This is a genomic window from Leptolyngbya sp. GB1-A1, from assembly GCF_039962475.1.
Taxonomy (GTDB): domain Bacteria; phylum Cyanobacteriota; class Cyanobacteriia; order Elainellales; family Elainellaceae; genus Leptolyngbya_A.
The window spans coordinates 18,644-44,987 of sequence record NZ_JAMPLI010000043.1; the positions used below are offsets into that span (position 1 = coordinate 18,644).

24 protein-coding genes and 3 pseudogenes are annotated in these 26,344 nt (G+C 49.0%); 13 read left to right on the plus strand and 14 right to left on the minus strand.

The window, feature by feature from the left end; all coding sequences use genetic code 11:
* Positions 1–232 precede the first annotated feature (232 nt).
* Together NDI45_RS24700 and NDI45_RS24705 are read left to right on the plus strand one after the other, a co-directional pair.
* Positions 233–1,591, plus strand: coding sequence for a hypothetical protein (locus NDI45_RS24700; protein WP_190791659.1), 1,359 nt, complete (start codon positions 233–235; stop codon positions 1,589–1,591).
* A gap of 160 nt (positions 1,592–1,751) precedes the next feature.
* Positions 1,752–2,570 carry a pesticin C-terminus-like muramidase gene (locus NDI45_RS24705; protein ID WP_190791660.1) on the plus strand — a complete coding sequence of 273 codons (819 nt, stop codon included), beginning with the start codon at positions 1,752–1,754 and terminating at the stop codon, positions 2,568–2,570.
* A gap of 367 nt (positions 2,571–2,937) precedes the next feature.
* Here NDI45_RS24705 and NDI45_RS24710 read toward each other — a convergent pair whose 3' ends face one another.
* The 3 genes from NDI45_RS24710 to NDI45_RS24720 all read right to left on the minus strand — a co-directional run bounded on the left by NDI45_RS24710 (position 2,938) and on the right by NDI45_RS24720 (position 6,087).
* Positions 2,938–4,602, minus strand: coding sequence for an IS1182 family transposase (locus tag NDI45_RS24710; protein ID WP_190791661.1), 1,665 nt, complete (start codon positions 4,600–4,602; stop codon positions 2,938–2,940).
* A gap of 118 nt (positions 4,603–4,720) precedes the next feature.
* Positions 4,721–5,707 carry a hypothetical protein gene (locus tag NDI45_RS24715; protein WP_348249270.1) on the minus strand — a complete coding sequence of 329 codons (987 nt, stop codon included), beginning with the start codon at positions 5,705–5,707 and terminating at the stop codon, positions 4,721–4,723.
* A complete protein-coding gene (locus tag NDI45_RS24720; RefSeq protein ID WP_348249271.1) occupies positions 5,671–6,087 on the minus strand; it encodes a hypothetical protein in 417 nt (138 codons plus the stop codon). Before NDI45_RS24720 ends, NDI45_RS24715 begins: the two co-directional genes overlap by 37 nt.
* A gap of 417 nt (positions 6,088–6,504) precedes the next feature.
* Here NDI45_RS24720 and NDI45_RS24725 point away from each other — a divergent pair, with 417 nt between their 5' ends.
* On the plus strand, positions 6,505–6,696 hold the full coding sequence (locus tag NDI45_RS24725) for a hypothetical protein (protein ID WP_347277884.1): 192 nt from the start codon (positions 6,505–6,507) through the stop codon (positions 6,694–6,696).
* A pseudogene (locus NDI45_RS24730) lies at positions 6,677–7,061 on the plus strand (arsenical resistance protein ArsH); the annotation flags it as partial. The gene NDI45_RS24725 and the pseudogene NDI45_RS24730, both read left to right, overlap by 20 nt.
* A 140-nt stretch (positions 7,062–7,201) precedes the next feature.
* Here NDI45_RS24730 and NDI45_RS24735 read toward each other — a convergent pair.
* Positions 7,202–7,393 carry a hypothetical protein gene (locus NDI45_RS24735; RefSeq protein ID WP_190792339.1) on the minus strand — a complete coding sequence of 64 codons (192 nt, stop codon included), beginning with the start codon at positions 7,391–7,393 and terminating at the stop codon, positions 7,202–7,204.
* Between the two features lie 603 nt (positions 7,394–7,996).
* Positions 7,997–8,215, minus strand: a complete 219-nt coding sequence (locus NDI45_RS24740) for a hypothetical protein (RefSeq protein ID WP_190792340.1) — start codon at positions 8,213–8,215, stop codon at positions 7,997–7,999.
* Between the two features lie 257 nt (positions 8,216–8,472).
* On the opposite strand from NDI45_RS24740, the pseudogene NDI45_RS24745 reads away from it, so the two are divergent.
* The 3 genes and pseudogenes from NDI45_RS24745 to NDI45_RS24755 all read left to right on the plus strand — a co-directional run bounded on the left by NDI45_RS24745 (position 8,473) and on the right by NDI45_RS24755 (position 12,260).
* Positions 8,473–8,925: pseudogene (locus NDI45_RS24745) on the plus strand (type I restriction-modification enzyme R subunit C-terminal domain-containing protein).
* A 76-nt stretch (positions 8,926–9,001) separates the two neighbouring features.
* Positions 9,002–11,164, plus strand: coding sequence for a Piwi domain-containing protein (locus NDI45_RS24750; RefSeq protein ID WP_348249272.1), 2,163 nt, complete (start codon positions 9,002–9,004; stop codon positions 11,162–11,164).
* Positions 11,165–11,327: 163 nt separating this feature from the next.
* Positions 11,328–12,260 carry a hypothetical protein gene (locus NDI45_RS24755; protein ID WP_190792342.1) on the plus strand — a complete coding sequence of 311 codons (933 nt, stop codon included), beginning with the start codon at positions 11,328–11,330 and terminating at the stop codon, positions 12,258–12,260.
* A gap of 188 nt (positions 12,261–12,448) precedes the next feature.
* Here the strand turns inward: NDI45_RS24755 and NDI45_RS24760 are convergent, their stop codons facing one another.
* Both NDI45_RS24760 and NDI45_RS24765 read right to left on the minus strand, forming a co-directional pair.
* Positions 12,449–13,159: an IS6 family transposase gene (locus NDI45_RS24760; protein ID WP_190792343.1), complete on the minus strand. Its 711-nt coding sequence runs from the start codon at positions 13,157–13,159 to the stop codon at positions 12,449–12,451.
* A 66-nt stretch (positions 13,160–13,225) separates the two neighbouring features.
* Positions 13,226–13,710, minus strand: a pseudogene (locus NDI45_RS24765) (oxidoreductase); the annotation flags it as partial.
* Positions 13,711–14,054: 344 nt separating this feature from the next.
* Here NDI45_RS24765 and NDI45_RS24770 point away from each other — a divergent pair.
* On the plus strand, positions 14,055–14,288 hold the full coding sequence (locus NDI45_RS24770) for a hypothetical protein (protein WP_190792344.1): 234 nt from the start codon (positions 14,055–14,057) through the stop codon (positions 14,286–14,288).
* A gap of 113 nt (positions 14,289–14,401) precedes the next feature.
* Here the strand turns inward: NDI45_RS24770 and NDI45_RS24775 are convergent, their stop codons facing one another.
* The 4 genes from NDI45_RS24775 to NDI45_RS24790 form a co-directional block, all read right to left on the minus strand.
* On the minus strand, positions 14,402–14,788 hold the full coding sequence (locus NDI45_RS24775; protein ID WP_190792345.1) for an AbrB family transcriptional regulator: 387 nt from the start codon (positions 14,786–14,788) through the stop codon (positions 14,402–14,404).
* 267 nt (positions 14,789–15,055) lie between these two features.
* Positions 15,056–15,856, minus strand: coding sequence for an ABC-2 family transporter protein (locus NDI45_RS24780; RefSeq protein ID WP_190789736.1), 801 nt, complete (start codon positions 15,854–15,856; stop codon positions 15,056–15,058).
* Between the two features lie 3 nt (positions 15,857–15,859).
* Positions 15,860–16,678, minus strand: a complete 819-nt coding sequence (locus NDI45_RS24785; RefSeq protein ID WP_190789735.1) for an ABC-2 family transporter protein — start codon at positions 16,676–16,678, stop codon at positions 15,860–15,862.
* A gap of 1 nt (position 16,679) precedes the next feature.
* A complete protein-coding gene (locus NDI45_RS24790; protein ID WP_348249273.1) occupies positions 16,680–17,666 on the minus strand; it encodes an ATP-binding cassette domain-containing protein in 987 nt (328 codons plus the stop codon).
* Positions 17,667–17,951: 285 nt separating this feature from the next.
* Here NDI45_RS24790 and NDI45_RS24795 point away from each other — a divergent pair, with 285 nt between their 5' ends.
* Positions 17,952–18,899 (plus strand): nucleotidyltransferase domain-containing protein, encoded by a 948-nt coding sequence (locus NDI45_RS24795; protein WP_348249274.1) that lies wholly within the window; start codon positions 17,952–17,954, stop codon positions 18,897–18,899.
* A complete protein-coding gene (locus NDI45_RS24800) occupies positions 18,896–19,654 on the plus strand; it encodes a nucleotidyltransferase domain-containing protein (RefSeq protein WP_348249275.1) in 759 nt (252 codons plus the stop codon). Before NDI45_RS24795 ends, NDI45_RS24800 begins: the two co-directional genes overlap by 4 nt.
* Positions 19,655–19,684: 30 nt before the next feature.
* Here NDI45_RS24800 and NDI45_RS24805 read toward each other — a convergent pair whose 3' ends face one another.
* From NDI45_RS24805 to NDI45_RS24815, 3 genes are all read right to left on the minus strand, one after another.
* A complete protein-coding gene (locus NDI45_RS24805) occupies positions 19,685–20,392 on the minus strand; it encodes a Uma2 family endonuclease (RefSeq protein ID WP_190791299.1) in 708 nt (235 codons plus the stop codon).
* Between the two features lie 232 nt (positions 20,393–20,624).
* Positions 20,625–21,158: a hypothetical protein gene (locus NDI45_RS24810; RefSeq protein WP_190791301.1), complete on the minus strand. Its 534-nt coding sequence runs from the start codon at positions 21,156–21,158 to the stop codon at positions 20,625–20,627.
* Positions 21,159–21,175: 17 nt separating this feature from the next.
* Positions 21,176–21,730 carry a hypothetical protein gene (locus tag NDI45_RS24815; RefSeq protein ID WP_242067254.1) on the minus strand — a complete coding sequence of 185 codons (555 nt, stop codon included), beginning with the start codon at positions 21,728–21,730 and terminating at the stop codon, positions 21,176–21,178.
* Positions 21,731–21,936: 206 nt separating this feature from the next.
* Here NDI45_RS24815 and NDI45_RS24820 point away from each other — a divergent pair, with 206 nt between their 5' ends.
* The 3 genes from NDI45_RS24820 (at position 21,937) to NDI45_RS24830 (ending at position 26,218) form a co-directional block, all read left to right on the plus strand.
* Entirely contained in the window at positions 21,937–22,800 is an 864-nt protein-coding gene (locus NDI45_RS24820) for a ParA family protein (protein WP_190791302.1), read from the plus strand.
* Between the two features lie 6 nt (positions 22,801–22,806).
* Positions 22,807–23,868, plus strand: coding sequence for a ParB/RepB/Spo0J family partition protein (locus NDI45_RS24825; RefSeq protein WP_190791303.1), 1,062 nt, complete (start codon positions 22,807–22,809; stop codon positions 23,866–23,868).
* 100 nt (positions 23,869–23,968) lie between these two features.
* Entirely contained in the window at positions 23,969–26,218 is a 2,250-nt protein-coding gene (locus NDI45_RS24830; protein WP_190791304.1) for an ATP-dependent RecD-like DNA helicase, read from the plus strand.
* Positions 26,219–26,344: the final 126 nt, after the last annotated feature.

Consider the following 26,344-nt stretch of genomic DNA (forward strand, 5'->3'; position numbering starts at 1 on the left):
CTCCTTAGTGCGTTAATAATGCTTGCAGCCGCTCAATTTCGTCGCTAGGCGGCGGAGAAATCCCAAACCGATCGCAGTTGTTGGCTTGGCTTAAGCTGGTTCTTGCGTTCCAGTTGCATAGCTGACCCACGTCCGCCGCCAGGAGAACTAGCTTGTTGTCGAAAATTTGACGGCTAGCGGTCGTAAGTGCATTTGCAGTTCATCTTAAGCAACGAAAAGGAGGAAAGCTGTCATGCCTGGCATCCCACTAACTGAGAATTATGAGTTTCACCCGTCGATGGACCTCGGCATCGGTCTCGATTATGTTACCAGCGCACCGCTGAGCGTCGGTGTTGTGGGTGAAGCCGTACCGTTGGAGGTTGCTCCAGGTCAAGACAGCTTCCTCACTGCCAGCCACATCAAGTCAGAAACCGACTTCAACCAGATCACCAAATTCAGTGCCGGCGTCGAGGCCCGGTACTTCATCTTCAGCGCCAGCGCTAAAGTGGAGTTCACGAAGTCGGTCAACATTCATGAGTACTCAAACTTCGTCGCGATCTACCAACGCACCATTAACGCCCCGACCCGGCTGAATAATCCTCAATTGACCGACGAAGCCCGCCACCTTCTGGAGCAGCGCAACCTATCGCGCTTCCACGAACGCTTCGGCCATGTCTTTGTCTCGACGATTATCACGGGCGGAGAATACACCGCGGTGTTCGAGTTCCGTGCCCGCAACAGCGCAGAGATGGAATCCACCAAAACGAGCATCAGAGCCGGGGCCGATGCCGGGGTCTTTGCGGCGAACGTAACTCTCGACTCATTCCAAGGCTGGATGCGGAGCATCGCTACCAATGAAATGAGGGTCACGTCGTGGACGCGAGGTGGTAACCGACGTGAAGAACCACAAACGGTCGAACAGGCGTTCCAGCGCGCACGCGAAATGCCGATCATTGCGCGTGATGCCCCGATCGCCTTTGGTGTCGTCGCGCAGCCGTATCAAATCTTGGCACTGCCGTACGATGACCTCACCTGGATCGATATGGAGAACGCCAACCAGGTAATGCGCGAAACGTTGGATAACATCGCTCGGCAGACGAAGCTGCGCAACAGCATCAAGTACGTGCTCAATCATCAGACGGAGTTCGTCGATGTCGATGTGCCGCGGCTCAACGCATTGCACGAACTGCTTACTCAAAACATCAACACCCTCACGGACAACGCTAAGGCTTGCGCCCGCGATCCGCTGGCCTGTCGCTTTGTCCACGTTGACGTACCGGATTTCACTCCCCGCCCAATACTGCGTGCCGATTCGGGGAGGGTCGTGATTCCCGATTTCACTGGCTCAAGACGATCCGGCAATGCCCTGTTGCAACTCGCCACAGAGCACAACGTCCTGTTGCGCGACGAACAGGGTGGTGACCTTGGTGCTTTGTTCTCGATATCGGTTTGCGACATCGAGTCCCAAAGTCCGAACCCTGGCGAAATTACTGACAGGCCCGCGGTCGTCCGGCTGAGGGTGAGCCGCTCGGAAATCGATCCGTCGATTCAATGGGTGCCTAGCAATAGGATCAGGCCAGACTACAGTGATCTCTTTGATCTTCGTCGCTAAAAACCGACCCAATGAGCGCCCTTTAAAGCAGCCGGAACAGTGCCGTGGTGATTTTATACCGCCGGTTTCGATGTGGCGATCATGAACCGGAGGACGCGCCGGATTGAAATCCGATGCTAAAACAACGAGAGCAAAACGAGTTGATCGCAAGGAGATACTAATGCAGTTTAGTCAACACCTCATCGATGTCATTGATCGACAAGAGGGTGGGTCGCTTACCAACGTCTACTTTCCTAGTAACGCGCAAAGCAGTACGGGTCCGACCGTCGCCCGCGGCGTCGATCTCGGGGCGTACTCGGAGGCAGACCTTCGCGCCGCGGGCCTTTCTGAGGAAACCATCGACAAGCTCCGGCGGTTCTTGGGCAAGACAGGGGACGCGGCCAAGCAGGAGGTGGCGATCGTGCCGGGCGTGACGATCACTTCCCATGAAGCCGACCTCCTGAACCAGCATGCCCTTGCGCGGATCGCCTCTACAGTGGAGCAGCGCTACGACGCGGCGCGCGGTACGCCGGGCGAATTTTCGCGCCTGCCGGATCTGGTCAGAACGGCGATCATCGATCTCGCCTACCAGTACGGTCCCAACCTACCGGTTCGAACCCCCAGAGTCTGGCAATATCTGACTGAGCAGCGTTGGGCGGAGGCAGTCCATGAGTTCCGGAATTTCGGGGACGCGTTCGGGTCACGCCGTAAGGAAGAAGCGGAGTTCATTGAACTGGCCACGGCCGTACCACTGCCGACGCTGGACATCAACACTGTGCTCGGCGTGCAGCGTGCGCTGATCGTGGTCGGCATTGACCCTGGACCCGCGGACGGGCGAAACGGGCGGCTCACCCAAAACGCTATCCTGAAGTTCCAACGTGCTTGGAATCAGGCAACCACGTCGGATTTCGTCGGCGAAACGGGCGAACTTGATGCGGGCACGCGGGACGTTCTGGAGAGTTTAGTGCGCAACCTCGGTTACCCAGTACTTTCCAGCTAACCGCAGGCTCGCTCCTACAAACAGTTGTAGATCGCGGATCTTATCCATTCTCGAAGGTGGTCGACTGCGTTCGCCTAACCAGCGCGTTGCAGCGGACAGAACAAAGACCTTGGTGCCGAGTTTAAAGATTATTTGCCTCCGCTGAACACAACCGTTGCCACCTCTACAATCGCCGAAGATAACTAAATTCGGCAATGTTGAATTCTCTTGTCTTTCTGCAACGTGCTGTTGGTAGGAGCTTCTGCGATCGCGGCAGAAGCTTTTAGGATTTATTGTTGGCGAAGTGACGATTTGCGGTGTGCCAGTTGGGTTTGTAAATAAAACGACCCGATACTGTTGGCGAAGCTCGACGAGGATCACACTTCCCTTAATCTGGCGCTAGAGCGGCGAAACGAGAAACCCGAGTTTTTGCTCTTGGCACACCCGTCACCCAGTTGACCAAGCGCTCAAAGTTCATTGCAGTGGCGACCGCAGTATTTTGCAAATGGGTTTTAGCTAGTCCTCGATATCGGGTTTGCCGGAGTCCAAACGCTCGAACTCCTTGAGAGAGCGTTCCTTCAATCCCAGCGCGACGCTTGTACCGTTGCTGTCCTTCAGCACTGGCATGGGTCGCTCTTGCCGCCTTGAGCGCTGCATACTGCGGCTGTGGCATCAGCAGGACACTGCGCGCAGCAGGCGGTTTTGCTCGAGTACAGTGAGAACGGGCGGCACAAGGTCCACAGTCCAGCGTCGAAAACTTGGCTTTGAAAACAAGATGCCCATCCTGCCCAATCAAAGGGGACCAGGAAATAGACTGCTTGCCCTGTGGGCAGGTGACCCGCTGATGTTCCCAATCCACCACAAACTGAGTGAAGTCAAACGCATTCTCTGTTTTGGTTTGCCAAGTGGGATTGGGACGAGCGGGTCCAACCATCGTAATACCCTGGGCTTGAGCCTCCACGAGTAAATGAGCTTCGACATAAGCTGAATCGACAAAATGCTCATCGGGTGGCAATTGTTTATCAATCAAGGCTTGATGAATCGAGTCGGTACAGTTCACCTCATGCACCGTTGCAGGTGTTGTCATGACCTGAGTCATCAAATGGCAATCCTCATCGTCACAGGTTTCACTGAAATGCACCATATATCCAGTCCAATGAAGGCTATGCCGGCTGCGATAACGTGCATCCCTGTCATAGGGCGATTCAACTGCCTCAGCCGCCTTGGTTAATTCACTTTTAGGTTTGAATCTGACCTGCTTAAATCCTGTTTGATCATCGGTCATCACTTCATAATGCCGTTGCCAAATCAGTTTTAGAGCAATAATGCTCGGTAGGTTCTCCCAATCAATTGAAAGATTAGACTCCTCAAGGCACTTCAATAGATAGTCAATATCATCGCCTACTGTTTGTGCATATTTATCTCGTTCTGTTGTACTTTTCGGTAATCGAGTATCTTCAATTCGACGACCGTAACGCTTATACCATGGTTCTAAAGCAACTTGTGCTGTCCATTCAGGAACCAGCGTTGCGAGTTCATTCAAAACAGCTCGAAATGTTTCTGCAACTAGCTCTAATCGGCTGAGGGCTCGGATTGAGGCTAACACACGAGTGGCATCAGTCCGCTGCTTGCCCCGAGCTTTGACCAGCCCTAAGATACGGCAGTGTTCCAACAATCGGTCCAGTAACAGATGCTCCGCTTGCCCCTCAATCAAGCGCTGACGAAACTCGCTCAATACACTGAAGTCAAATCCTGCATCCGTTAACTCCAAACCCAACAAATATTTCCAGTCAATTCGAGAACGGACGGCATCAGCGGCTTGCCGATCAGAGAGGTTTTCTCGAAATTGCATCACCGTAATCAGTGCCAGTTGCCAGGGCGGAATCGCGGGTTGTCCAGTTTTGGAAAACAAGTGGGCAAAATCTGCATCCCCGAAAATAGGACCTAACTCGTCTCTCAGCGTTATGTACAAGTTACCTTTTGGGAATGCAGCTTTAGCGACACGCACTGTTTCAGGAGGAACGGGAGGGATTGGCTCAAACGCGAGAGACATGGCAAGTCACCCTCAGCAATATAGAGATTTGTTTTCAGGATAGCTGATGTGATCTCAATCGAGGTTCGCCAACAGTATCCGACCCTTTGTTTTACACACTTCGTGACGGGTTCAAGAGTTAGGGTTGAAAAATACGACTGTTCATGATGGCAGCTAATGCGTTTAGATAAGCATCTGCTACTGCTCTAGGAAAATCATGTTGGTATCCTCTGCCAAAAAACTTATACTCCTCCGTGGCAAGGGTTATGAGAACTTCTCCCCAACTGTCAGTAAGTAATACTGGTGGAACAGCTATCTCAATTGCAGCAATAGATTCTGAATTCCAAGAACCGCTTAAATATTGAGTTACACAACCATTGATAGCCATGATAATTGTCTCTATCAAGCCCTCAGTTCCTTCCACAACACCATTCTCAAATCTTCCACAATCGAACTCTATTTCAACGGATACATAGCTTATTAACTCAGCCCTACGGGACGATCTACCAGAGTAGTGGAATTCAGCGATACGCCAGACAGGAATTTTAGCCTGATATTCTTGATAATTTATAAAACTCAATTCTGGGGAATTCTCATTGGTACAATACAACAAAAATGCGCTGACAGAAAATACATCGATTTCAATACTGCTAGGGATATCTTCGGCTTTTTGGTCTCCACTCTCTGCAGAGAGTTCTTCATACTTAATTCTGTGATAGCAACAGCAACTGCTCATACCATTCATTCCAAAGGAAGGAAGGAAATGATCTGGTTCCCAAGTAATCACCCCATCTAGACAGTGTTCTATGACCGCACCTATTCTCACAGCATCTGATGGATTGATTGTGAGCTTAGATGCAGTATCAAGAACATCCTCATTAATTGAAAGAATTGTAATGCTTTGTATGATTCTTTCCAGTTCGTATTCCGTGGAATCGTATCCAAAAATTCTTGGCAAGATAAATGAGAGAACGAAGTCAAATTCCGTCATGTACAGCTTGACTCTTTGATTTTCGATTTGTTCAACCAGGCGTCTGAAGGAGTGGAGATAAGTCCTATATGGATTCCTGGCTGAGACATAAATGTTAATCAAAGCATTTGGTGTGATGAGGAGTTTGGTTGACATGACAGGTCAGGAGACTCATTAGAGTTTGCGCTGGCGGTTAACTGTGCAACTTGCTGGCTCAAAGAATTCATTTGTTGACCAATATTTTCAATTTGCTGAGTAATTGTTTCTAATTCACCTTGAATTTTTGGAGAGTATTCATCCGGTACCGCTCCTTCACCGTCCGAGAGCAACTTCACCAACTGGGTCAAAATCGCAGCTTTACTTGAATGGACAGAATTCGTTTTTTGAGGAGCTTCGCCGACTCCAGCCTTCAAGTATCTGTGTACCAATTGAGTGACTGTAAGCTCCTCCTGTTCAGCCCTTTGGCGAACTTTTTCCATGAGTGTTACATCAAGGCGAAAGCTGAAGAGCTTTGTTGTTTTGTTTTTGTCTGACATTGGCTTACTAAGGTTTACTGGGTAGTTCTACGAGATTAGAGATCTAGAATGCTATACAAAAGATGAGTTTTGTATATCTTCTGTATAAATATAAACACAGTGTGGCTAATCCGCAAAGAGTTTTTCATGAAATACTAGAGTCCTTTATCTTTGACCACTATCAAAGACTTCTCTAGCATATTCTGTATCTTTCAATACAGACTACAAGAAATTGAGTTCACTAAAATTGTATGACATTGTAAATCTAAAGTCATACAAACCATGAACATCCACAATGAGATTATTAGTCAGCACGGCTTCGAGAAGAATCTGATACTTTGGCAATGGCACACCCAATTGGTATCTAAAGCTATAGAGCTAGAGATTGCACATGAACGTATTCGACAAGCTAGACACGGCTATAACTTAGCTTTTACGATGACAGCAGTGTGTTCGGCCGTTGCTATTACAGGTGGAATTCTTCTTGCAAATGGAAAAATTCCTGAAGGTGCAATTGCCACTGCTGGCGGAACAGCACCGCTTATTAGCTGTTTGAAATTTGCTCGTGAGGCAAATGACCGACTCGACAAGCTGTTAATGATAATGAAGCATGATGAAAAATCAAATTGACTAGATTCCCCTCGGACTTAGAGCCATTAGACCAACATAGAGCAGAACGCTAGCATTGATGCAGGTCAGTCGGGTTCGCAATCCTTCAACACGGTTAACACAATGAGGATTCTGGGACGCTGGGTGCGGATGTTCACGATTCCCAACTACTTGTCGGTGGCAAAAGCCTATCAGGAGTTTCATGAAGACGGCGAAGGATTTACCGTACCGCGATCGGGTAGTGGATGTGATGGAAGAGCTTTACAATTACTTTGCCGCTGCATGACAAAGTGAATTATCTGTGCGATCGCTACAGTCAACGGAAGAAGAAGGGATTCAGAAAACGATGGGCGATGTTGGAAATACGATTAGTGGTGTCAGGCTGACAATGATGTAAATCGGTCAGGACTGACAAAATGAGGATGCTCGATCACTTGCGCAAGTATGAGGAAAATTTGATGCGTGTCAAGTTTGAAAGCATTGAGTCAGATTTTGACACGCATCAAAACGATGATGCAGGCTAAGCTTAATCGGGTAGCTCCAACCCTAGCTCCGCTGTGTTTGCTACTAATTGCGCCATTTTTGCTCTCAGTCTTTGCTGTTCTCGCTCTAATTGCTTGAGCTGCTTGCCACGCTCGATCGCCGCTCGCATTTCTGCCACTTGGGCAGCTTTCAAGTAGCGCGCCTTTTGCCCCTGAACTCTCAGCTGATACTGCACAGAAGGACACCCTCGCACGGTTGTTCCGCCTAGCACTGAGGAGTCAATCCGCGCATTGAGCAAAACATCTCCCGCTGCTTGAAGGGCAGCGATCTCTATTTCTAGCTCTGCGAGTCTGGCTTTCAGTTCTGGGTATTTCAGTTTTGATGCGTGTCAGATTCATAATGGTTGACCTTATTTTGACACGCATCAAGTTGAACTGAGGTTTAGCAGGATCCCGATCGCCTTCAAAGGCTTGATTAGAGGGAATTTGGGAGAATTGGGAGGAAAAGTTGTCTTAGGATTGTCAGATAGAGATAAGTGCAGTTAATTACTCATCATGGTAGCTAAAAACAACCGTTGAGCAAGGGTTTGCGCTATTAGGTGAGGAAATTGGTATTTCCTAGTGTAAATCGTCTGAACACTTGTACTGCTCAACTTGTGAAAATCAGTCGTCATGACCAAGCCAAGCTCCTCTCGCCGCAGGAACTCTCTTGGTTGTTTAACGGAACACTTGGACCGGTATCGAATTTCAAGCTATTTTGGCTGCTGCTTTGACTGGGATGGAGGAAAGGGGTGGAGGCGATTGCCTCCCTGTCATTGCTCTCTTATGTAGAGGGTTTGCTAGCGGAGTGCGATCAGGCATTGTTTGACATATGCCTCTACACCACTGCGCGGATCAATGAGGCGTGTTCGTTGCATATCGCTGATGTGTATGGGGTAGGTGGGGGAATACGCGATCGCATTACCTTCCAACGGAGAATGACGAAAGGTAATCAGGAGACGCGATCGGTCCCCGGTGTCACTGGAGTTGAAGTAGCTGCTGAAAGGAGATTGGAGCAACCGTCCCTGTCTATTTTTATGTTGCTAGGCGAGAGGACACTTTTGCCTGGACTCTGCCGAAGCCATTCTAGGGGTAGGCTCCAAGCGGTTAAGAATTGAGGGAGCCGGTACGCACGGCTTCCGCCAAATAGAGATTGCCTAGATGCACAATGAGCGAGTGCTGATTCAGCACATTCAATCAAAATCTTCAGCTTCGGCACTGAGTTCGATCCTCCCGGGCAAAAGTAAGGTAGTTCTCCCTAACATATGAGGATCACATCACGATCCATAAACTCTGCTTTAACCAACCCCTGACCCCAACCGACCTGAGTGAGCTGGAGCGTACTCTGCTAGAATCCTGCTTCGGCACATTAGAGCATCTGGGATATCTCAAAGAGACTAGCCAAGGATTAGGTCTGTTTATTCGATCGCTAGTAGGGTTAAACCGGGAAGCTGCAAAGTAAGCCTTTGGGCAGTTCCTCTCCGGCTCTGCCACGTCCGCAAACCAGATTGAATTCATCAACCTGATCATCGACTACCTAACCCACCACGGCATTATGGAGCCTGCTTTACTTTACGAATCTCCTTTCACAAACATCTGCCCTGAAGGACCAGAAGGTGTGTTCGACCCAGAGCAGGTAGGTGGATTAATCTCAGTTCTAGAAGACATTCGTGCAACCGCAGCTTACCAGGGGCGGATAAAACATTTAGTGTACTCCCCTAATTGCTAGGTGTAGTGATAGAATTACTGATTAATTCTATACCTAGTGTGCAGTACGCTAAATGCACTGGTCAGGTGGAAACTTAATGGTAATCTACGAACTTAGCTTTCGCTCCACGGTTGCGATCCGAAGTATCCTATTCAACCTCCACCAAGTCGATCTTCTACGGGCGATCGAGCCCAGAGATTTGCCCAGTGAATTAGGCAAATTGGCAAATCAATTGCGTAAAGATACAGGTTATGAAGTTGTCGCCGGAAGGCGTGGAAGCTTACTCAGTTCGTCTCCGTTACAGACTTGTTTAGATTTTCGAGTAATTGAAACAGAAAGGATTGATCTCACCTCACTAGAACATAGCTTCTCACTAAAGCAAGTCATTAACCGCTCGGTCGTTCGATACTTTCAAGGTCGAAACTTAAAGGTCAACGCTTACCACCGCGAAGCGTTTGCTAGGAAGACAGTGCCTATCTCCAATGATATTGAGGCACAACGATACTTAAAGTGGGATGTTCGCGTTGACAGCGAAAATCACATTTGCCTCTCCCTTGATTACAGCAGCGAATATAACGATCGCTTGACTGTTCACGAGCGAGGTGCTGAAACAATTTCTATTAATCAGCCTTTAATCCATACCTATGATGGTGCAGGTTGCCGCTTTTCGGGTATTTCAGACTTCACTGTCTCTGAGCCACTAGAAAGCCTTGGCAACATTAGCCTTGTAGAATACCATCGACGAAAAGGAATAATCTCGCCCAGTATCTTAAATGCAATTCCTACACAGACTAGAGCAATTTGGGCTAACTATGGCTCTCAGGGCAGGGATGTAATTTATCCTCATATTCCTCAACTTCTTAAAAAGGCATTCTCCAGGGATGATGTAGATGCGCGGAGATTTAATGAGCAGGTCTGGACGATCGACCAAAGGTTTAAAGAAGCCATTCAAATTATCGCGAAGCTAAACGAAGTTGGTGGTTTGATAGTTCTTGAACAGGCAATCTCCTTTGAGGATTCTCCTTATCGCCCGCAGCGGCAGATTAATTTTGTAGAGCTTGCTAAGAAAAAGAACTACGAACGGAATCTCGATTTTGGTAACAACGTAATAGGAAGCTTCCCTGCTCAAGGATTGAATCGGAAACAGCTTTTAGACAAGCCTGCTCAAATTAAAGCAATTGTTTTTCATCCTGAAGGAGAAAACGTGAAGGCTTGGTGCCAAAGCTTTACTCAATATATTGAAAGTTTTGATATTGGTGTTGACCTGATAGGTTATCGTCCGTATCCATTGGGAAATACTTTAGGAATCCAGAGGGAATGCCGCAATCTACAGGAGGCTAATTTAGTTTTAATGTGCGTTCCAGATAAGGAAGGCTATCGTAATAATCTCATTGCTGATCCTTACCCTGTTCTAAAACGTCAGTTTGTTCAGGCAATGCTACCCTCTCAGGGAATTGAACTTAGTACAATCCATAGTCCTTTCAAACCCAGTACTGGGAACAACTTGCTGCTTGGAGTGCTTGGTAAATTGGGGCATTCTCCCTGGCAACTGCGGCAGATGCCAGGTAATGCTCAGGCTTTTGTCGGGTTAGATGTAGGACGAAAAGACGGCAGAGCCGTTGGTGCAGCAGCTTTCGTTGTTAACCAGCTAGGGAGGGTGATTGGTTGGTCAGCAGCCGACTTTCAGGCTCATCGAGAAACTTTTGACTCCAATTCCCTGCGAAAAATTATTTTCGATTTAATTAACCTGTTTGAACAACACGAACAAAAGCAGCTAGAACATCTGGTAATCCACCGCGACGGACTTCTTCAAGATGACGAGTTTAGCCTTTTCTCAGAATTGATGCCTGAGCTACACGCTAACGGAGTAAAAGAGGTTGATGTCGTCGAGGTGCTGAAATCGGGCTATGACCGAGCAGGCCAATATAACGACAGAACCGAGATGTGGGAGAACCCCCAGCGGGGTTGGGGTTGGTCTCTCTCAGATGAAGAAGTTGCTCTCATGACCACCGGAGCTAAAGAGATTAAGGGTGGAACTAACTTTGTTCCTCGTCCCATTACGATCCGTCGTCGTATGGGAAACACGACTCCGGGCACTCTTGCCGCTCAGGTCTACTGGTTGAGCGAGATGCATATTGGATCGACTCAAACTATACGACTTCCTATTACAACCTATTATGCAGATGCTGCGGCTGAATATGCGTTAGAAGGATTCTTACCAACAGGAATTCAGATTGCACGTAGGCTTCCTTTTTTATAAGTGAAAGAAGTTGTTGAAGTAACTGTTCAAGTAGATGTAGTTAGAATTATGATGGCATCTCTTCAATTATTTTACTAAGGCAGAACGGGCGGAGCGGCAGACTAGCTTCTTATGAATAATCAATAAGACTAAACTTAGCTCGATCCTATTTAACCTCAGCAATATGATGCCAAATGAAGAAGTTTCAATTGATATCATTTTACAGGAAAAAATGGGCAAGAAGATTGATTCTGCCACTGTTGTCGCCACCACTGATACCCCTGGAGAACATACATTTCGAGATTTACCTCCAGGAGAGTACATTGTTGATCGCATTCTTCCTAGTGGACATGTGTACATTGATGAGAATCCTTCAAAACACAATTTGATTAATGAAAAGAATGACCTTTATGTAGGAATCTTCTTTATAGGCTCCTCATCTTCTGAATTAGGGGCAGTCAATAAAGCAGGACAGTCTAGGCAAGATGATAGACCTGAATCCTCTGTCCCAGAACCAATTCTTATAGGTGCGGTTCTTGTAACAGCAGCAGCGATTTGGTCAGCAGATGTAGCTGTTTTTTTAGGCTTTGCCCCCTCTACTGCACCTTTCCAACCTTCCCAGACGACACAGATTGAGTATCAGCAATTAAACCGTTCTACTAGCACAACTGATCGTAATGTAAACCGACTACCTCCTGACTTAGAGGAGAGTTTAAGTAAGTGCCTTGAGGAAGTGGTCAAGTCACAGAGTGAGTTGCTTGAAAAGGCAAGATTTCTTAATTTAACTCTTGAGCCGTTTGGGGTAACTATAGACCCAGCAAAGGTAGCACAATATTTAATTAACGAAGCACGACAAAATTCAGGTAATTTAGCTCAGGAACAGCAAAGCTCCAGCGATCCAGCCGTAGTCCTAATTCGTGGCTTGAAAGAAGCAATTGAAGACTGCAACCCTGGATTGATTCAGAAAATTATCGAAGCAGAAGCGAGGGAAGATGCAGATTCAACGATCGTCAATGATTCTCAAACAGCCAGTTCCCAAACAGTAGAAGAACCTGTTGTTTTAGAGTGTTGCCTTTGTGTTGATAACATACCTATGCCAGCAACAAACTGTCCATGAAGTTCAAGCAATTCCTAACCTTAAAAATTGAGTGAAAACAAATCTGAGTAATCTTTTGGCTTAACCCCAAACAGATAGCAATGCTTGGTCAGCTTCCCCCTTCTCTACATCTAGATAACGAGCTAGATTGCCAAGGTTGTGTCGCAAAAACTTATAAAGGACAACCGATCGGTAACGTTTGCATTCCCTTAAACAGCAATTCCAAAGATTGCTTCAATAAACTTCGCTTGAGAGGCAATATCTCCTGGTTCGATTCCTTTCACTTGTCCTTTTCTCATCATATTCATCGCTGCGATTCCGCTCAACGTTCTTCTCGCACTGTTGAACGTCTTAAATCCCATCATCGGCTTTACAATACGCTTGATGTGCCGATGGTCTTGCTCAATCACATTATTCAAATATTTGCTCTGCCTTAATTCAGTCTCTTTTTCAATCGTTTCATCTGCTTTGAGAGCGTCTATTGCCACTGGATAAGCGGCATTCTTGTCTACGGTAATGACCCGTGGAGACTGGGTGTGCTGACCCTTGAGTACTTTGCGAAAGAAGCGTGCGGCAGCTTTCGCATCCCGTTTCGCACTCAACCTGAAGTCTAGGGTGTTACCTGCTGAATCAACCGCGCGATACAGATACTTCCATACGCCCTTGACTTTGAAATACGTCTCGTCGGTTCTCCACGAATCGTTCGTCGGTTTCAGGTGCGGTCGAATGCGTTTGTCCAATTCTGGGGTGTACCTCAACACCCAATGGTTGATCATCGAATGATCTACTCCCATGCCTCGCTCCTGCATCATCTCCTCTAAATCGCGGTAGCTCAGGGAGTAGTGACAGTACCACCGCACATTCAGCAGGATGATTTCAGGCAAAAAGTGCCGCCATTTGAACAGGGAGGACGTAGACATTGGAGAGCGAGTCAGGGGAGTCGGGCTTGTCCTACCTTACCATTGACCCGTTTTTGCGACACAACCGTAGGATGCAACTCGCTCTGGCGATTTCTGAAATGCAGCGGTGGCGATCGCATAAATCTCATCCCAGGAAATCCGTTCAAAGCGATCGCTGCCTGCTCGCCGAATCAGCGGAAAACTGAGCCGTCCCAGACGATCGGCTTCGAGGGATGACAGTTTTTGCAGCTGGGCGATTGAGTGGGTGTCAAAAAAGTGAGCTGGAACAGGGGCTGAATTTCAGCGGAAATCGCTTCCACGCTTTTCATACGGCGTTGCAGTTTTTCCCCTTCCTCGTTGGTGAAACCGCCCTTCTGTCCCCCTGTGCCCCAGGAGCATGACAAGCAAGCACTGTGATGAAACAGCGTTTTCCAGAGTTTTGGTCCCTCCGGGAATAGCGTATGCTTTGCCCAATATTCAATCACTGGAATCCCACCACCAATGTCCGGCGTATTTTCGTTGGTTTCGTGGGAGGGAGGTTGAGCCTGGGGAGTAGTGTCCGTCGGTTGCAACGGCAAAGCGACTTATCCCTGAAACTTACAGCAATTTGCAAAAAGAGAAAATTCCTCGCTGGGCAGATTCGGGTTCCAATTCCAAATCTCCCGCGATGCGGATAGATTGCTCCAGATTAAGTCCGTTCCGCTGAATGGCATGGAGGATCTCACCGCTAGAGCGCGACGAGTGCAAGCAGTTGGAGTTTGTTACGCAATGCTAGTGAAGTTGTCAACCATCGGCAACTGTTACCCGTAATTGCTGCAGGCATTACAACTTCGCGTCATCCTGACCAGTCGAATCACAATCATGGTGCGGGTGTGGCGAAAGTAGCAGCCCAATCCTTACAACTGAGGTAGAAAAGTTGCCTGCTACTGCTGCATTGACTGCGATCGATGCTGACACGACTGAGACTGTTTCTAGCGTTGAGCTGTTTAGCTATGGACTGTGCTGTGTCGCGCAGGGAGCTGTCGGCGTGATCGGCTTTGCTTGTTTAACGCTGATCCCGATCGCCCTGCATCATGGATTATTCTCTCTAGCTAAGATAGTAGAAGTCAGAATGCCCTTGAGTTTCAGGTCTGCTCTGGGTTTCTTGTAGCCTGTAGAGGTTAAAGAATAATCCAGACCAAAAGATCGACGAAGACCAAACGACCAATCCTCTACCTCTTTTGCTGATTAAGCCTGTGTACGGTTTATCTATGACTTGGGAAATCAAACCTCGGTATTGGTCAAGTCCCCTTCGGCTTGAATCTGAACGAGCTTAATGTGCTTATAGCCCAGCTTAATCTCAAACTCGTCCCCTGGCTTTAGACCCATCATCTCCGTGTAGGCTTTTCCAATCACAATCTGTCCGTTGGCATGGACAGAAACGCGATACGTCGGAGTTCTACCCCTTCCTCCTGTTTGCTCTGGCTCTACCGTTAAGCCTTGAGCCTCCAGGATCGCTTCGATAAACTCTGATAAATTCGCCCTTTCCTTATCCTTCGCTCTCGTGACATAGCCACAGGCTTTTGCCTTCTCTGACTTGGAAAGGGTTGGAATTTCCTTTAATTTGCTCAAAAGAGCTTTGCCTCTTAGAGGTTCTATCGCAACTGCCATTGTTGACTAAGTTCTGAATAAATTGCCGTTTCTACTTTCCCAGCTTAACCATATTCTCACACCAGTTCTGGGAAAGGATTCTTACCTAGAGCAACAACATCCCCAGAACCGATCGAAGGTGTAGCTGGAGTAGTGCAGCAAGCTCCAAACTCATGGTAAACATCAAAACTCGATCGCCAATCCATTCTCCACACCGCTAATTCAAATAATTCTTTAAGGGTAGGATATAAGGGAACGATCGCCTTCCCAGGATCAAATGGCTGCTTCTTAACTTCCAGTAGAACAATAATACCGTTCTCCTGTCTTCCAAAGTTGCAGTGCCATGAGCAGGAATAGAACGCCTGCAATCGGGGAAATAAAGCAAAACCATAAAGGCACTGAGAAGACGCTGGCTTTATTCAGCACTGCCAGGATGGGGAAATAGCTGACGCAGGCGAGCGGAATCAAAAAGGTGAAGAATCGCTGAAACCACTGGCTATAAATCGAAAAAGGATATTGAGCCGTTTCAACCCCTCCATAAGTGAGGATGTTCATGATTTCGAGTGACTCGATCGTCCAGAAGGTGAGCGTTGCCTGCACAATCACGATCCCCAGAAACAGCGCAACGCTGCCAACAAATGACACACTCAGTAACCAGGCAGTTTGCAGCGTTAAAGGAATCTGAAGCGTTGCCAGTGCCCATCCCCCAACCATCAGCCCTTGGGAGAACCGCCCCATGCGTCTGAGCGTGAATTCAGTTCCCAAAAGCTGTAAAACCGTACTGCGAGGACGCAGCAGCAATCGATCGAATTCACCGCTTTTGATCAGCTTGGCGAACGTATCAAACCCGCGTCCCAGTGCATCAGCACAGGCAAAGGAAACATTAACCATGCCATAAAAGAGTGCCACCTCCACTAACGTCCAGGTGCCAATGCTGTTGAACCGGCTAAACAATGCCCAGATGCCAAAAAACTCGATCGCGGTACCGAAAAGATGCCCCACCGTTTGCAGCACAAAAGACACCTTGTATTGCATTTGCGCCTTGAACGAGACCGAGATATACCGCAAATAGAGACGCAGTGAATTCACAAGTTAGCCTCCTTGAATCACTAATCGCTTCACGCCTCGACGTACCAAAAGCCGCCCAAACCCAATCACGATGACAATCCAGACTGTCTGATGCATCAGCACACGCCCCAAGGCATCGGGGGGAAGGTTGCCTGTAAAAAGACGAAACGGCTGGTCGAGCAATCCAGAGAAAGGCAGGAAATTCAGTAGTGGTTTAGCCCACTGGGGAAACAGCGGCAGCGGCACAATCATGCCAGACAGCATAATGACGAGAGTTGGCACAATCGTATTGATGCCTTCTCCAGAGAGCGTCCACAGCATCGAGACAGTGAGCAGCATCGTTAGGGCAGCAGATAGAAGGATTGCACCCGTAAAAGACATCCCAAACGCAGCCAGTGCTGCCAGCGAGGGTGGTGTTGCCAGCGCCCATTGAGCTAACCCGACCAGCGGCAGAATTAGCAGGGTTAAGCTCAAAATCGGAATTGCCCTCAGAATCAGGGGTGCCGTCCGCATTGCCAGGGCACGGGTAAACCAGAAGTTGTAGAGATCGATCGGTCGCAGCAGGTCGTATCCTACCGCGCCAGAGCGAATTAATTCTTGAACCTCTCGATCGCCGGACCAAGGGACGATCGCCATGATAAACGCCTGTCCCAGCCAGACATAGCTGATCGCCTCCGGCAGGGTCATCGGTTGAGCTACAGTGCTATGGCTAAAAAATGCAGCGAGCACCATCACTTTCACCACACCCCAGAAAAGCTGCGTTGCAATTCCCGCAAACGCTGCCGCTCGATATTGCAGCAGCAAGGCCAATCGAGCATAAAATAGCGACTGGTAAGCTTGCATCCTATCCCCCTCCTGTCTTTGCATATAGTTCGGCAATAATTTCTTCGATCGGTGGATTCTCCACAAAAAGGTCTTCCACGTCATGTTGAGCCGTAATTTGACGAATCAGGGCGGCAGCAGAGATTTGAATTGGATCAAACGCCAGGGTGACAGTTCGCCCTACTCGAGTCAGAAGATGCACTCCGGCTGATTCAAACTTGAATTCATCCGTTTTCAAATCAATTCTCAAATATCGACGCGAGGACACCTGGGAACGCAAAGCTGTCAACGAACCGTCACAGAGAATCTCGCCGTTCCCAATAATAATGACGCGATCGCACAGCGCCTCAATGTCATCCATATCGTGAGTTGTCAGGATCGTCGTCACCTGTTGGCTCTGGTTCAGAGCTTTGATAAATTTCCGCACGGCAAGCTTGGAGACGGCGTCCAGTCCGATCGTCGGCTCATCCAGAAACAGGATGTCCGGTCGATGCAGCATGGCAGCAGCAAAGTCACACCGCATTCGCTGTCCCAGGCTGAGCTGCCGCACCGGGGTCGAGAGCAAGTCCTCTAGATCCAGCAGATCAATCATTTCATCGCGGGTCCGTCGGTACTGCGCGTGAGGTACCCGATAAATGTCCCGTAGCAAGTCGAAAGACTCTATCACCGGCAAATCCCACCAGAGCTGAGTCCGCTGCCCAAACACAACGCCAATCTGCCCGACATGATGAATCCGGTCTTTCCAGGGCGTTCGTCCATTAATCACGCAAGTGCCACTGGAGGGCACGAGGATGCCGCTGAGAATTTTAATCGTGGTCGATTTACCGGCTCCATTCGGACCAATGTAGCCCACCAATTCTCCCTGTTCTAGCGAAAATGAAACGCCTCTTAATGCCTGAACCGGTTTTGTTTGTCGCTGCATTAAGCCTCGGACTGAACCCCAAGGACCCGAGGCTCGCTGAGACACAAAGAAAGTCTTGCTGAGATTCTTGACAGTGATATGAGGCATACAAACCCTTTGGCAATTCCTTGCGACTTATCTGCACGCAGACACCTGTAGTTCTACAGTCAATCACCAGCCCACTTCGCACAGTCCACTAGCGCACCAGGATTGCCTGTACTGAATGAACTGCTTTGGTGATCGCAGCAATCCGCCACTGCGTAACACAGGCAAGCAACGCAGTTTTGATTAGTAAATGGGCATATTGATGCAGGAAGCATTATTTGCCTGATGAGTTTGTTTCCAAACGACATACTACAATATACTACAAACATCATTTACTAGAAAGGCAGCATGATGCAAAAGGGGACTCCTGCCTACAATCTGATCTTGCCTGTGGGGACGCAGGTCGTCGCCCGTGTGGAGGTTAAAACCTCGACCGGAAAACTCGTCTGTCTGCGGGGAGCAGTAGGCGCGATCGTCAAATCCCCCACCGATAACTCCCACGCCTATCAAATTCAACTGACGGATGGGTCTACTGTCAATTTGCGACGGCATGAGTTCAGCATCCGCAAACACTACCAGAATGAGGGATTACAGACTTCTGAGGCAGTGCTGAACGACTATAACCTGTACAATGCTGTCATTTATCGTTGTATCGTCGGTTCCAGGGCGTATGGGCTAGACAACGAAGCCTCGGACATCGATCGTCGGGGAATTTATTTACCCCCTGCCACCTTGCATTGGTCACTTTACGGCATTCCAGAGCAGCTAGAAAACGCTGCCACCCAGGAATGCTACTGGGAACTCCAAAAGTTTTTGATCCTGGCACTGAAGGCAAATCCAAATGTGCTGGAGTGCCTCTACACGCCCCTGGTTGAAACAGCAACCTCGATCGCGACAGAACTGTTGCAGATCCGGGCAATTTTCCTGTCACAGTTGGTGTATCAGACCTATAACAGCTATGTGCTGTCGCAGTTCAAGAAGATGGAGCAGGATCTCCGCAGCAAAGGCGAGATTCGCTGGAAGCACGCAATGCACCTGATTCGTCTCTTGCTCTCTGGCATCACTGTACTCAAAGAAGGGTTTGTGCCGGTGCAGGTTGAAGACTATCGATCGCAGCTTTTAGCCATCCGGCATCAGGAGATGTCGTGGGATGCAGTCAACGAATGGCGGCTTCAGCTGCATCAAACGTTCGATCGCGCCTTTGCCAACACGAAACTTCCCGAACGTCCAAACTACGAGAAGGCAAATGCCTTTTTGATTGAAGCACGTCGCAGCATGGCTGCCACTGAACCATGAACTCACTCCCAGCCCAACTGCTCACTACCGCGACACAACAACCCTATCCGCTTCTATTTGCCACAATTAGCGGCGCACACCTTTATGGCTTTCCCTCGCCTGACTCCGACTATGATCTGCGAAGCGTTCACATTCTGCCGCTCAAGCAGGTAATTGGACTGGATATGGGACAGGAAACGACCGAGGTTTCACAGCTTCAAGACGGATTACAGCTTGATCTCGTCACCCATGACCTCAAGAAGTTTTGTGGGTTGCTATTGAAGCGAAACGGCTATGTCCTGGAGCAGCTTTACTCGCCGCACGTTGTCTACGCTATCGCAGAGCATGAGGAACTGAAGGCGATCGCCCAAGGCTGCATCACGCGCCATCACAGCCATCACTACCTGGGGTTTGCTCAAACGCAGTGGCGGCTATTTGAGAAGGAAACACCCCACCGTGTCAAACCGCTACTTTATCTCTATCGTGTTCTGCTGACAGGCATTCACCTGATGCAAACAGGCGAGATTGAGGCAAATTTGGTGAAGTTGAATGAGAAGTTTCAGCTTCCTTACCTTGCCGATCTGATTGCCCGAAAGCTGAGCAGCAGCGAAAAAGCACTTCTGAGTCAAGCCGATCTGGCGTTCCACCAGCAGGAGTATCAGCGGCTGGTAGAAACTTTGAAAGCAGAGAGCGATCGCAGTCATTTGCCGGAAGCTCCCTCTACAAAAACAGCGTTGAATAATTTATTAGTGCGTATACGGCTGGCATTTGGATAGTTGTAATGTAGGGACAGAAACTGAAAGACATTATTTCGCTTTTTCCAGTCGCTCTACAAATTTCCGATGTTCCGGCGACTGCAATCCCCTTTGTAGCGTCTCCAGCACCTGTGCCATCTGATTGCTTAGAAGGGCTGACACGGCTAACCACAATCCTGGAAACGCCTGACTGCGGATACTCCCCACTGAATCTGCGGGGAGCCGTTGATACTCCCCCTCCGTGAGAACAAACCATTCGAGTTGGTTCTCGTAGGACTGCCAAACGATGTACTCCAACACCCCGTTGCGCCGATACACCTGCTTTTTAATGCCCGTATCGATAGCAGCACTGCTGGCTGCAATCTCGACAATAAGTTCGGGCGCTCCCTCAATATAGCCGTCACTGCTGATTCGAGTTTGCCCCCCTGCCGCTGTCTCAATAAACAGTACTGCATCAGGCTGCGGTTCATTATCAAGATCGAGCCTCACAGTTGGCGCATCGCTCAGGTCAATGCCAGGAGTCATTGCCTGATAGACACCGAGCCAGGTGATGATGCGACTGTGGGGTTTGCCATGCTGCTCGTGCCTTAAAGGGGATGCTACGTAAACAATGCCTTCGATCAGTTCTGCTTTTCGGATATGAGGGGCTGCGGCATAGCGTCGCTCAAATTCCGGGCGCGTTAGATGGTCGCCGCTTTGCAAAGGTGGGCAATCCGGCACTGGAGTCGATTGCGCTTGAGGAAATTGTTCACGCACCATTTGCCGAACCTCAAAATCGCGATACAAGGTTTAACTCTAGCGAATTCCAGATCGAGCAATGCACTGCTTGGCGATCGACTGCATCTGGCTGACGATCGTTGATTACTACGTCAATAGTGTTTTGATGTTCGTCAGCAAGCTTTCCAGCTTTGAGCATTCTTTAAGACAACAGTTGTCTTAGATCTATCTGAGTCAAGATAATAGTAGACCTGAATCTTGGAAGATCCAAAGTTCACACTGCTGCTGTCTCAGTTTGTATTTGTCCTGCTTTCAGCACTCGCGATGAGATAGAGTGCGATGCGGCTTCTGCCATTGCCTGCCAATCCTCCTGTGTAAATATCCCAGATAAGATTGCTACGGTCTGCTGTCTAGTAACCTTGCTGATACTTCCCGGTATGGTTTCTCTTGACAATAGCTCCTCAATCGCTCCTTGTTGCTGCGGATTTAAATCTGCTAGGCGAGTACGAACCAAGCGGCGAGCGATCGTATAAGTAGCCTCTAGCCCTGCTCCTAGATCCCACGACTCCATCCACTCCCGCAGAGCAACGAAAAGAATCGATTGGACTTTCACCTGCTGGCGTAATTGCTGCATTTGCTCAACCGTGAGTGCCTGAACTGACTCGCTATACTCTTTCATCGCCAGTCCCGCTTCCGCCTGCTCCGAATCTTCAACGTGGGCGGAATCCCTCAGCCAAGCCTCGTTGCTACATAGGTCCATCAGGTCACCGCTCTGAGCATATTGTGCGGCAAGGGTGGAATCGTCCATTAGATTTTCCTAGAGCGTCAGGGGTAAGTCGTTCGACGCAATACGCCGTACTCAAAGTATATCAAGCCTTCTTTTTCTGGATCTGCGCCATACGCCAGCATCTGATTGCGGCGATAGAATCCTTCTGAACTCAGCAAAGCGTGTAGCCCGACCCTGCCTTCATACCCCAACTCCATGCTTCGCTGCCGTGCAAACAGCAGCAATGTTCGCCCGACTCCTCTTAAATAAGGCGGGTCTTCCAGTTGCCGTCGATTCCAAGGTGCTGCCGCTAATGCCTCTATATAGATCAGCGGGTAACGTTGAGGCAGTTGCGACTGATGCCATTGGGTTTCAAGAAACATCAATCCTTGAGTGAGACTATCTACCTCAATCGAATAGGCTTCATAACGAGCATCCTGCTTGCTCTGCCGTAGCTTATAGTTCCAACTCCAATAGCTATCTAGCTGCTCTGTTGCTCTCAAAATTCCTTTCCAAATTGTCTCGAAGTCTTCCAAGTGGCGATCGCTCATACTACACAGTAGTCCAGCGACAATCTCTCCTGTGCCACTAAGAAGCTGAATGGAGCGCTGCATTAGGCATTCAAAGTAATTGACTGAGGCTTTAAGCGTAGCTGTAAGTTTAGACTCTTCCAGCCAGGATTTCACCTAAAAACTTTTGTCAATGTTAAGCGCAACGTTGCGCTTGACGCTATCATTAGGCGTAACGTTGTGCTTAAACTTAGTAGCTACAGTTAGGCGTAACGTTACGCCTAAAATTCTACCTCCCTAATCACATACAGATGGCAACTTCTTCCCTCCCTGCAACAAATTCGGGACGGCAGCAAGGCAGCATTCAAATTAATCGGCAAATCGTTTTGTGGATCGTCGCCAACGCTGGCGGGATTGGCAAAACAACGCTTGCAGTGAACTTGGGATACCTGCTGGCTCTCAGAGGCGCACGAGTATTGCTGGTTGACCTAGATACGAATGGATCTGCTGCTCGGTTCTGTGGGCAAAATCCTATTCAGCCGCCTGATAAGACAACTGCCGTATTGTTTGACAAAGACTTTAACGGTTCATACCCCATTCTTACGCCTGATTGGGGAACTCCTCATTCCAGAGGTAGATTTGACATTTGCCCTGGCGGAGACGCGATGATTTCGCTTTCGGTAGAACTGGCACTTCGCCCAGCAAAGGAATACGTGCTGAAGAAGGCATTCAAGAAATATCCACCAGACTACGACCTGATCATTCTGGACTCACCAGCCTCAATGGATTTGATGAGCTATTGCGCGATGGCGGTCGCAACTCATATCTTTCTTCCTCTCCCAATGAGCGTCAAAGCAGCTGGGCTGGATAGTCTGCTAATTTGGCTACGTGATGCAGAGCAATCCCTTGATCTTGAACCTGCTCCAAAAATTCTGGGGGGCGTTCCGATGAAAGTTGCGACTAACGCTGACCAGAAATACTATGCGTCAACGATCGCTCCTGTCCTGGAGCAACAAGGCATTCCCTGTTTCACAGGAGTCAGAGAATCCAAAGAGTTTGAAAATGCGGCGAATCGTGGCGTGGCTCCCTTAATTCGCTATCGCCCAGGACACGCTGCTAACGGCGATTTCGCCCCAATCGTTTCCACTTTGATTCAAGAGTTTGCAGGAGAATAAGCAGCAATGGGACGAACTCCCCCTACCAGTGCTTCCACGTTGTTTTCAAGTTCTCTATTGGGTCAGCAGCAGGATCAAAAGATTGCTGAAATGTCCCAGAAGATTCAGGAACTAGAACAGGAATTATCGCAGCGAAAACAGGATCTTCTGAGTCGAGTTGCACCAGAAAATATTTCCCAAGCCACTATTCCAATCTCAGAGCTTCAACGACGCTCTTATAAGTCACGGAGCGAACGCGATCCACAGAAATTTGGAGCACTGGTAGCCAGTATTCGAGATTATGGCTTTCGGGGCACAATCTGGGTTCAGAAGAAACCCGATGGCTCACTTTGGATCATTGGTGGAGAAACGCGCACTGATGCAGCCCTGGTAGCAGGGCTGAGTGAGATCGCTGCGGACATTATGGAAGTCGATGACCTGACCGCTGCAAAGCTGTGTCGGGCTGAAAACAATCGTCGGCAGAATCTCAACGAACTGGACGACACCAATGAGATCATTTACCTGCTCTCCTTGATGTTGAAAAAGACGAGAGAGGAAGTAATCGCTTCACTCTATCAATATCGCAATGCAGCCGCAGGAAAAGCGTCGATTGATCCTGAAATTAAGCAAGCTATTGAGGAGGGCTTCAAGGAGTTAGAACCCACTCTCTCCCTAATTACATTTATTGCGAATCGCCTACGTCTTCTCAATCTTCCCCCAGATATTCTGGAAGCGTACCAAAAGGGACAAATTGGACAGATAAAAGCTCTTGAACTGGCAAAGGTGACGGATGAGCAAGCTCGACGCGAACTCTTAGACAAGGTGATTACGGAAGATCTCAGCGTCAGCCAAATCAGGAACTTGGTTAAAACCAATAAACCTACTAAGCACCAGTCCGTCGCCCAAATTCAATCAAAGCTAACAAAGACAAAGCAACAGGTTGAAAGCCTCATTCCGAATGATCCTGGATTTGTCCAGGGGTTATCTCAGGAGGAAAGGAAACAACTAGAAGCGACGATCGCCGAACTGAAGCAGTTGCTTCAGGAAAAGGAATCGCTACTTGGCAAATATTTAGTGGGTGGCATTTGAAACCTTAATTAGGCATTTGACTCAGGAATTGTTACCTGAAGAAAACCACCGGAAGCCATAACCGCTGAGTTCAAGAGAAAAAAGCTATCTACAGCTAAAAATGACAATTGATGCCATACAGCAGTCTCTTGCCCCTGACAAACAGCAGACACTAGAGCGACTTCAAGGCGTTGTCGAACGAATCACCTATCACTCAGCAGAATCAGGCTACACCGTAGCGCGACTGAAAGCACCTCGCACAAGTGAACTTGTTACGATCGTTGGCAGTTTCGCTAACCTTCAGGCTGGGCAAACGCTGCAAATGCAGGGCACCTGGCGGGAGCATCCCAAGTATGGTCCCCAGTTCCAGGTGACGCAGTACCAGGAAACCAAGCCTGCGACCTTGACGGGTATTGAAAAGTATCTGGGCAGCGGACTGATCAAAGGTGTTGGACCCATTACCGCAAAACGCATTGTTGCTCACTTTGGAGTACAAACACTCGACATTATCGAACACCATCTCGATCGCCTGGTCGAAGTTCCTGGCATCGCCAAAAAAAGAATCAAGATGATTCAAGCCGCCTGGGTCGAGCAAAAGGCGATCAAAGAAGTGATGCTGTTCCTACAGACGCACGGGGTTTCGACCACCTATGCGGTCAAGATCTACAAGCACTATGGCGATGAATCCATTCAAATTGTTACCGCAAATCCTTACAGGCTTGCGACTGATGTCTACGGCATCGGCTTTGTCACCGCTGACGCGATCGCCCGGAATCTTGGCATTCACCCCAACTCCGAATTCCGCTATCGCGCCGGACTGCTGCATATCCTGAGCGAAGCAGCCGAGGAGGGGCACTGTTTCTTGCCTCAATCTGAACTGGTGGAACGCACCGTCGAACGATTGGCTCTCCCGGATCATCGCATTGATGCAAGCGATATCCTTGCCCTTACGACCGACATGGCAATGGATGGGGAACTGATGATGCAGGGCGGAACGGCTGATTTTCAGGGACAATTCCTCTGCTATGCTCCGCCGTTTTTCCACACTGAGCAGGGCTTAGCCAACCGAGTGAAGCACTTGCTAAGCCAGCCTGTCACGGTTGATGTGCCGCGCGTGGAGCGCTGGATCGATCGCTTTATTGCCAGTACTAAGCTTCAATTGTCCCAGCAGCAGCGGCAGGCAGTCATCATGGCAGCCTCCCATCGGGTGCTGATCCTTACAGGGGGTCCCGGTACGGGTAAATCCTTTACCTGCAAAACAATCGTTGCCCTCTGGAGAGCGATGGGGAAGACAATCACGCTTGCTTCTCCCACCGGACGAGCGGCTCAGCGGCTCAGTGAGATGACCGGGCAGGACGCGAAAACCCTGCACCGCCTGCTGGAAATCGACCCCAAAACAATGAAATTTAAGCGGGACCAGGGCAACCCAATCCCCGCTGAAGCGATCGTGGTGGATGAGGCTTCGATGATGGATTTGTTCCTCGCCAATTCGCTTTTTAAGGCAGTTGCACCCAATGCTCATCTTTTGATTGTGGGAGACACAGATCAGTTGCCCAGTGTCGGTCCTGGTGCAGTCCTCAATGATTTGATTGCTTCTGGACTTATACCCGTCGTCCGACTCACTCAGGTGTTTCGACAGGCGCAGCAATCTGCAATCGTCACCAACGCTCACCGCATTAATGGAGGAGACCTGCCACAGCTAGAACGAGTATGCAACCAGCCCAAATCCGACTGTCTCTGGTTTGTGGCTGAAAGCCCGGAGTATGGTGTCGCTGGCATTCAAGATATGGTGACGCATCTCATTCCGCAGCTCGGATTTGACCCAGCCCGCGATGTCCAGGTGCTTTGTCCCATGAGTCGGGGCGAGATGGGCACCCGCAACCTGAACCAGGTTCTCCAGCAACTGGTCAATCCACCCCATCCCAGCAGAGCAGAGCTGGTGCGGGGAGGCATGACGCTGAGAGTTGGCGATCGCATTCTGCAATTGAAAAATGACTACAACCGCGAGGTGTTCAATGGCGACCTGGGGATTATCAGCGCGATCGACACTGAGGAGCAGGAATTATTAGCGCGATTTGGAGAGCGGGAGGTGACTTATGACTACGCCGACCTGGATGAAATCACGCTGGCATTTGCGACGACGATTCACAAATCCCAGGGCAGCGAATACCCGGTTGTGATTCTTCCTATCTTCACGCAGCATCAAATCATGCTCTCGCGCAACCTAATCTATACCGGGCTAACTCGTGCCCGTCGTCTGGTCGTTCTGGTGGGCGGACAAAAGGCAATCGCAACAGCAATTAGTCAAGTTCGAGATCAGCAACGCTACACCCTGCTGGCACATCGGCTGAAAACAGCCGCAGCTCTTTGAGCCACAGACCCCACCTCGCATCCGATCGAACCCAGCATTTTTGCCTTAGACCAACTTTTGATGAGAGAAGTTGAGGGAGCTGTATTTTTTCCTATCAAGCTAAGCCTGCTCTTGCTGCCAACTTTC

What these genes read in the sequence shown, in the direction of transcription:
- NDI45_RS24785 (WP_190789735.1), bottom strand. Translation starts at nt 16,678, where the DNA reads ATGCAAGCTTACCAGTCGCTATTTTATGCTCGATTGGCCTTGCTGCTG.
- NDI45_RS24710 (WP_190791661.1), bottom strand. Translation starts at nt 4,602, where the DNA reads ATGTCTCTCGCGTTTGAGCCAATCCCTCCCGTTCCTCCTGAAACAGTG.
- NDI45_RS24825 (WP_190791303.1), top strand. Translation starts at nt 22,807, where the DNA reads ATGGGACGAACTCCCCCTACCAGTGCTTCCACGTTGTTTTCAAGTTCT.
- NDI45_RS24705 (WP_190791660.1), top strand. Translation starts at nt 1,752, where the DNA reads ATGCAGTTTAGTCAACACCTCATCGATGTCATTGATCGACAAGAGGGT.
- NDI45_RS24820 (WP_190791302.1), top strand. Translation starts at nt 21,937, where the DNA reads ATGGCAACTTCTTCCCTCCCTGCAACAAATTCGGGACGGCAGCAAGGC.
- NDI45_RS24750 (WP_348249272.1), top strand. Translation starts at nt 9,002, where the DNA reads ATGGTAATCTACGAACTTAGCTTTCGCTCCACGGTTGCGATCCGAAGT.
- NDI45_RS24700 (WP_190791659.1), top strand. Translation starts at nt 233, where the DNA reads ATGCCTGGCATCCCACTAACTGAGAATTATGAGTTTCACCCGTCGATG.
- NDI45_RS24830 (WP_190791304.1), top strand. Translation starts at nt 23,969, where the DNA reads ATGACAATTGATGCCATACAGCAGTCTCTTGCCCCTGACAAACAGCAG.
- NDI45_RS24775 (WP_190792345.1), bottom strand. Translation starts at nt 14,788, where the DNA reads ATGGCAGTTGCGATAGAACCTCTAAGAGGCAAAGCTCTTTTGAGCAAA.
- NDI45_RS24755 (WP_190792342.1), top strand. Translation starts at nt 11,328, where the DNA reads ATGATGCCAAATGAAGAAGTTTCAATTGATATCATTTTACAGGAAAAA.
- NDI45_RS24815 (WP_242067254.1), bottom strand. Translation starts at nt 21,730, where the DNA reads ATGCAGCGCTCCATTCAGCTTCTTAGTGGCACAGGAGAGATTGTCGCT.
- NDI45_RS24800 (WP_348249275.1), top strand. Translation starts at nt 18,896, where the DNA reads ATGAACTCACTCCCAGCCCAACTGCTCACTACCGCGACACAACAACCC.
- NDI45_RS24795 (WP_348249274.1), top strand. Translation starts at nt 17,952, where the DNA reads ATGATGCAAAAGGGGACTCCTGCCTACAATCTGATCTTGCCTGTGGGG.
- NDI45_RS24805 (WP_190791299.1), bottom strand. Translation starts at nt 20,392, where the DNA reads ATGGTGCGTGAACAATTTCCTCAAGCGCAATCGACTCCAGTGCCGGAT.
- NDI45_RS24725 (WP_347277884.1), top strand. Translation starts at nt 6,505, where the DNA reads ATGACAGCAGTGTGTTCGGCCGTTGCTATTACAGGTGGAATTCTTCTT.
- NDI45_RS24760 (WP_190792343.1), bottom strand. Translation starts at nt 13,159, where the DNA reads ATGTCTACGTCCTCCCTGTTCAAATGGCGGCACTTTTTGCCTGAAATC.
- NDI45_RS24810 (WP_190791301.1), bottom strand. Translation starts at nt 21,158, where the DNA reads ATGGACGATTCCACCCTTGCCGCACAATATGCTCAGAGCGGTGACCTG.
- NDI45_RS24720 (WP_348249271.1), bottom strand. Translation starts at nt 6,087, where the DNA reads ATGTCAGACAAAAACAAAACAACAAAGCTCTTCAGCTTTCGCCTTGAT.
- NDI45_RS24715 (WP_348249270.1), bottom strand. Translation starts at nt 5,707, where the DNA reads ATGTCAACCAAACTCCTCATCACACCAAATGCTTTGATTAACATTTAT.
- NDI45_RS24790 (WP_348249273.1), bottom strand. Translation starts at nt 17,666, where the DNA reads ATGCCTCATATCACTGTCAAGAATCTCAGCAAGACTTTCTTTGTGTCT.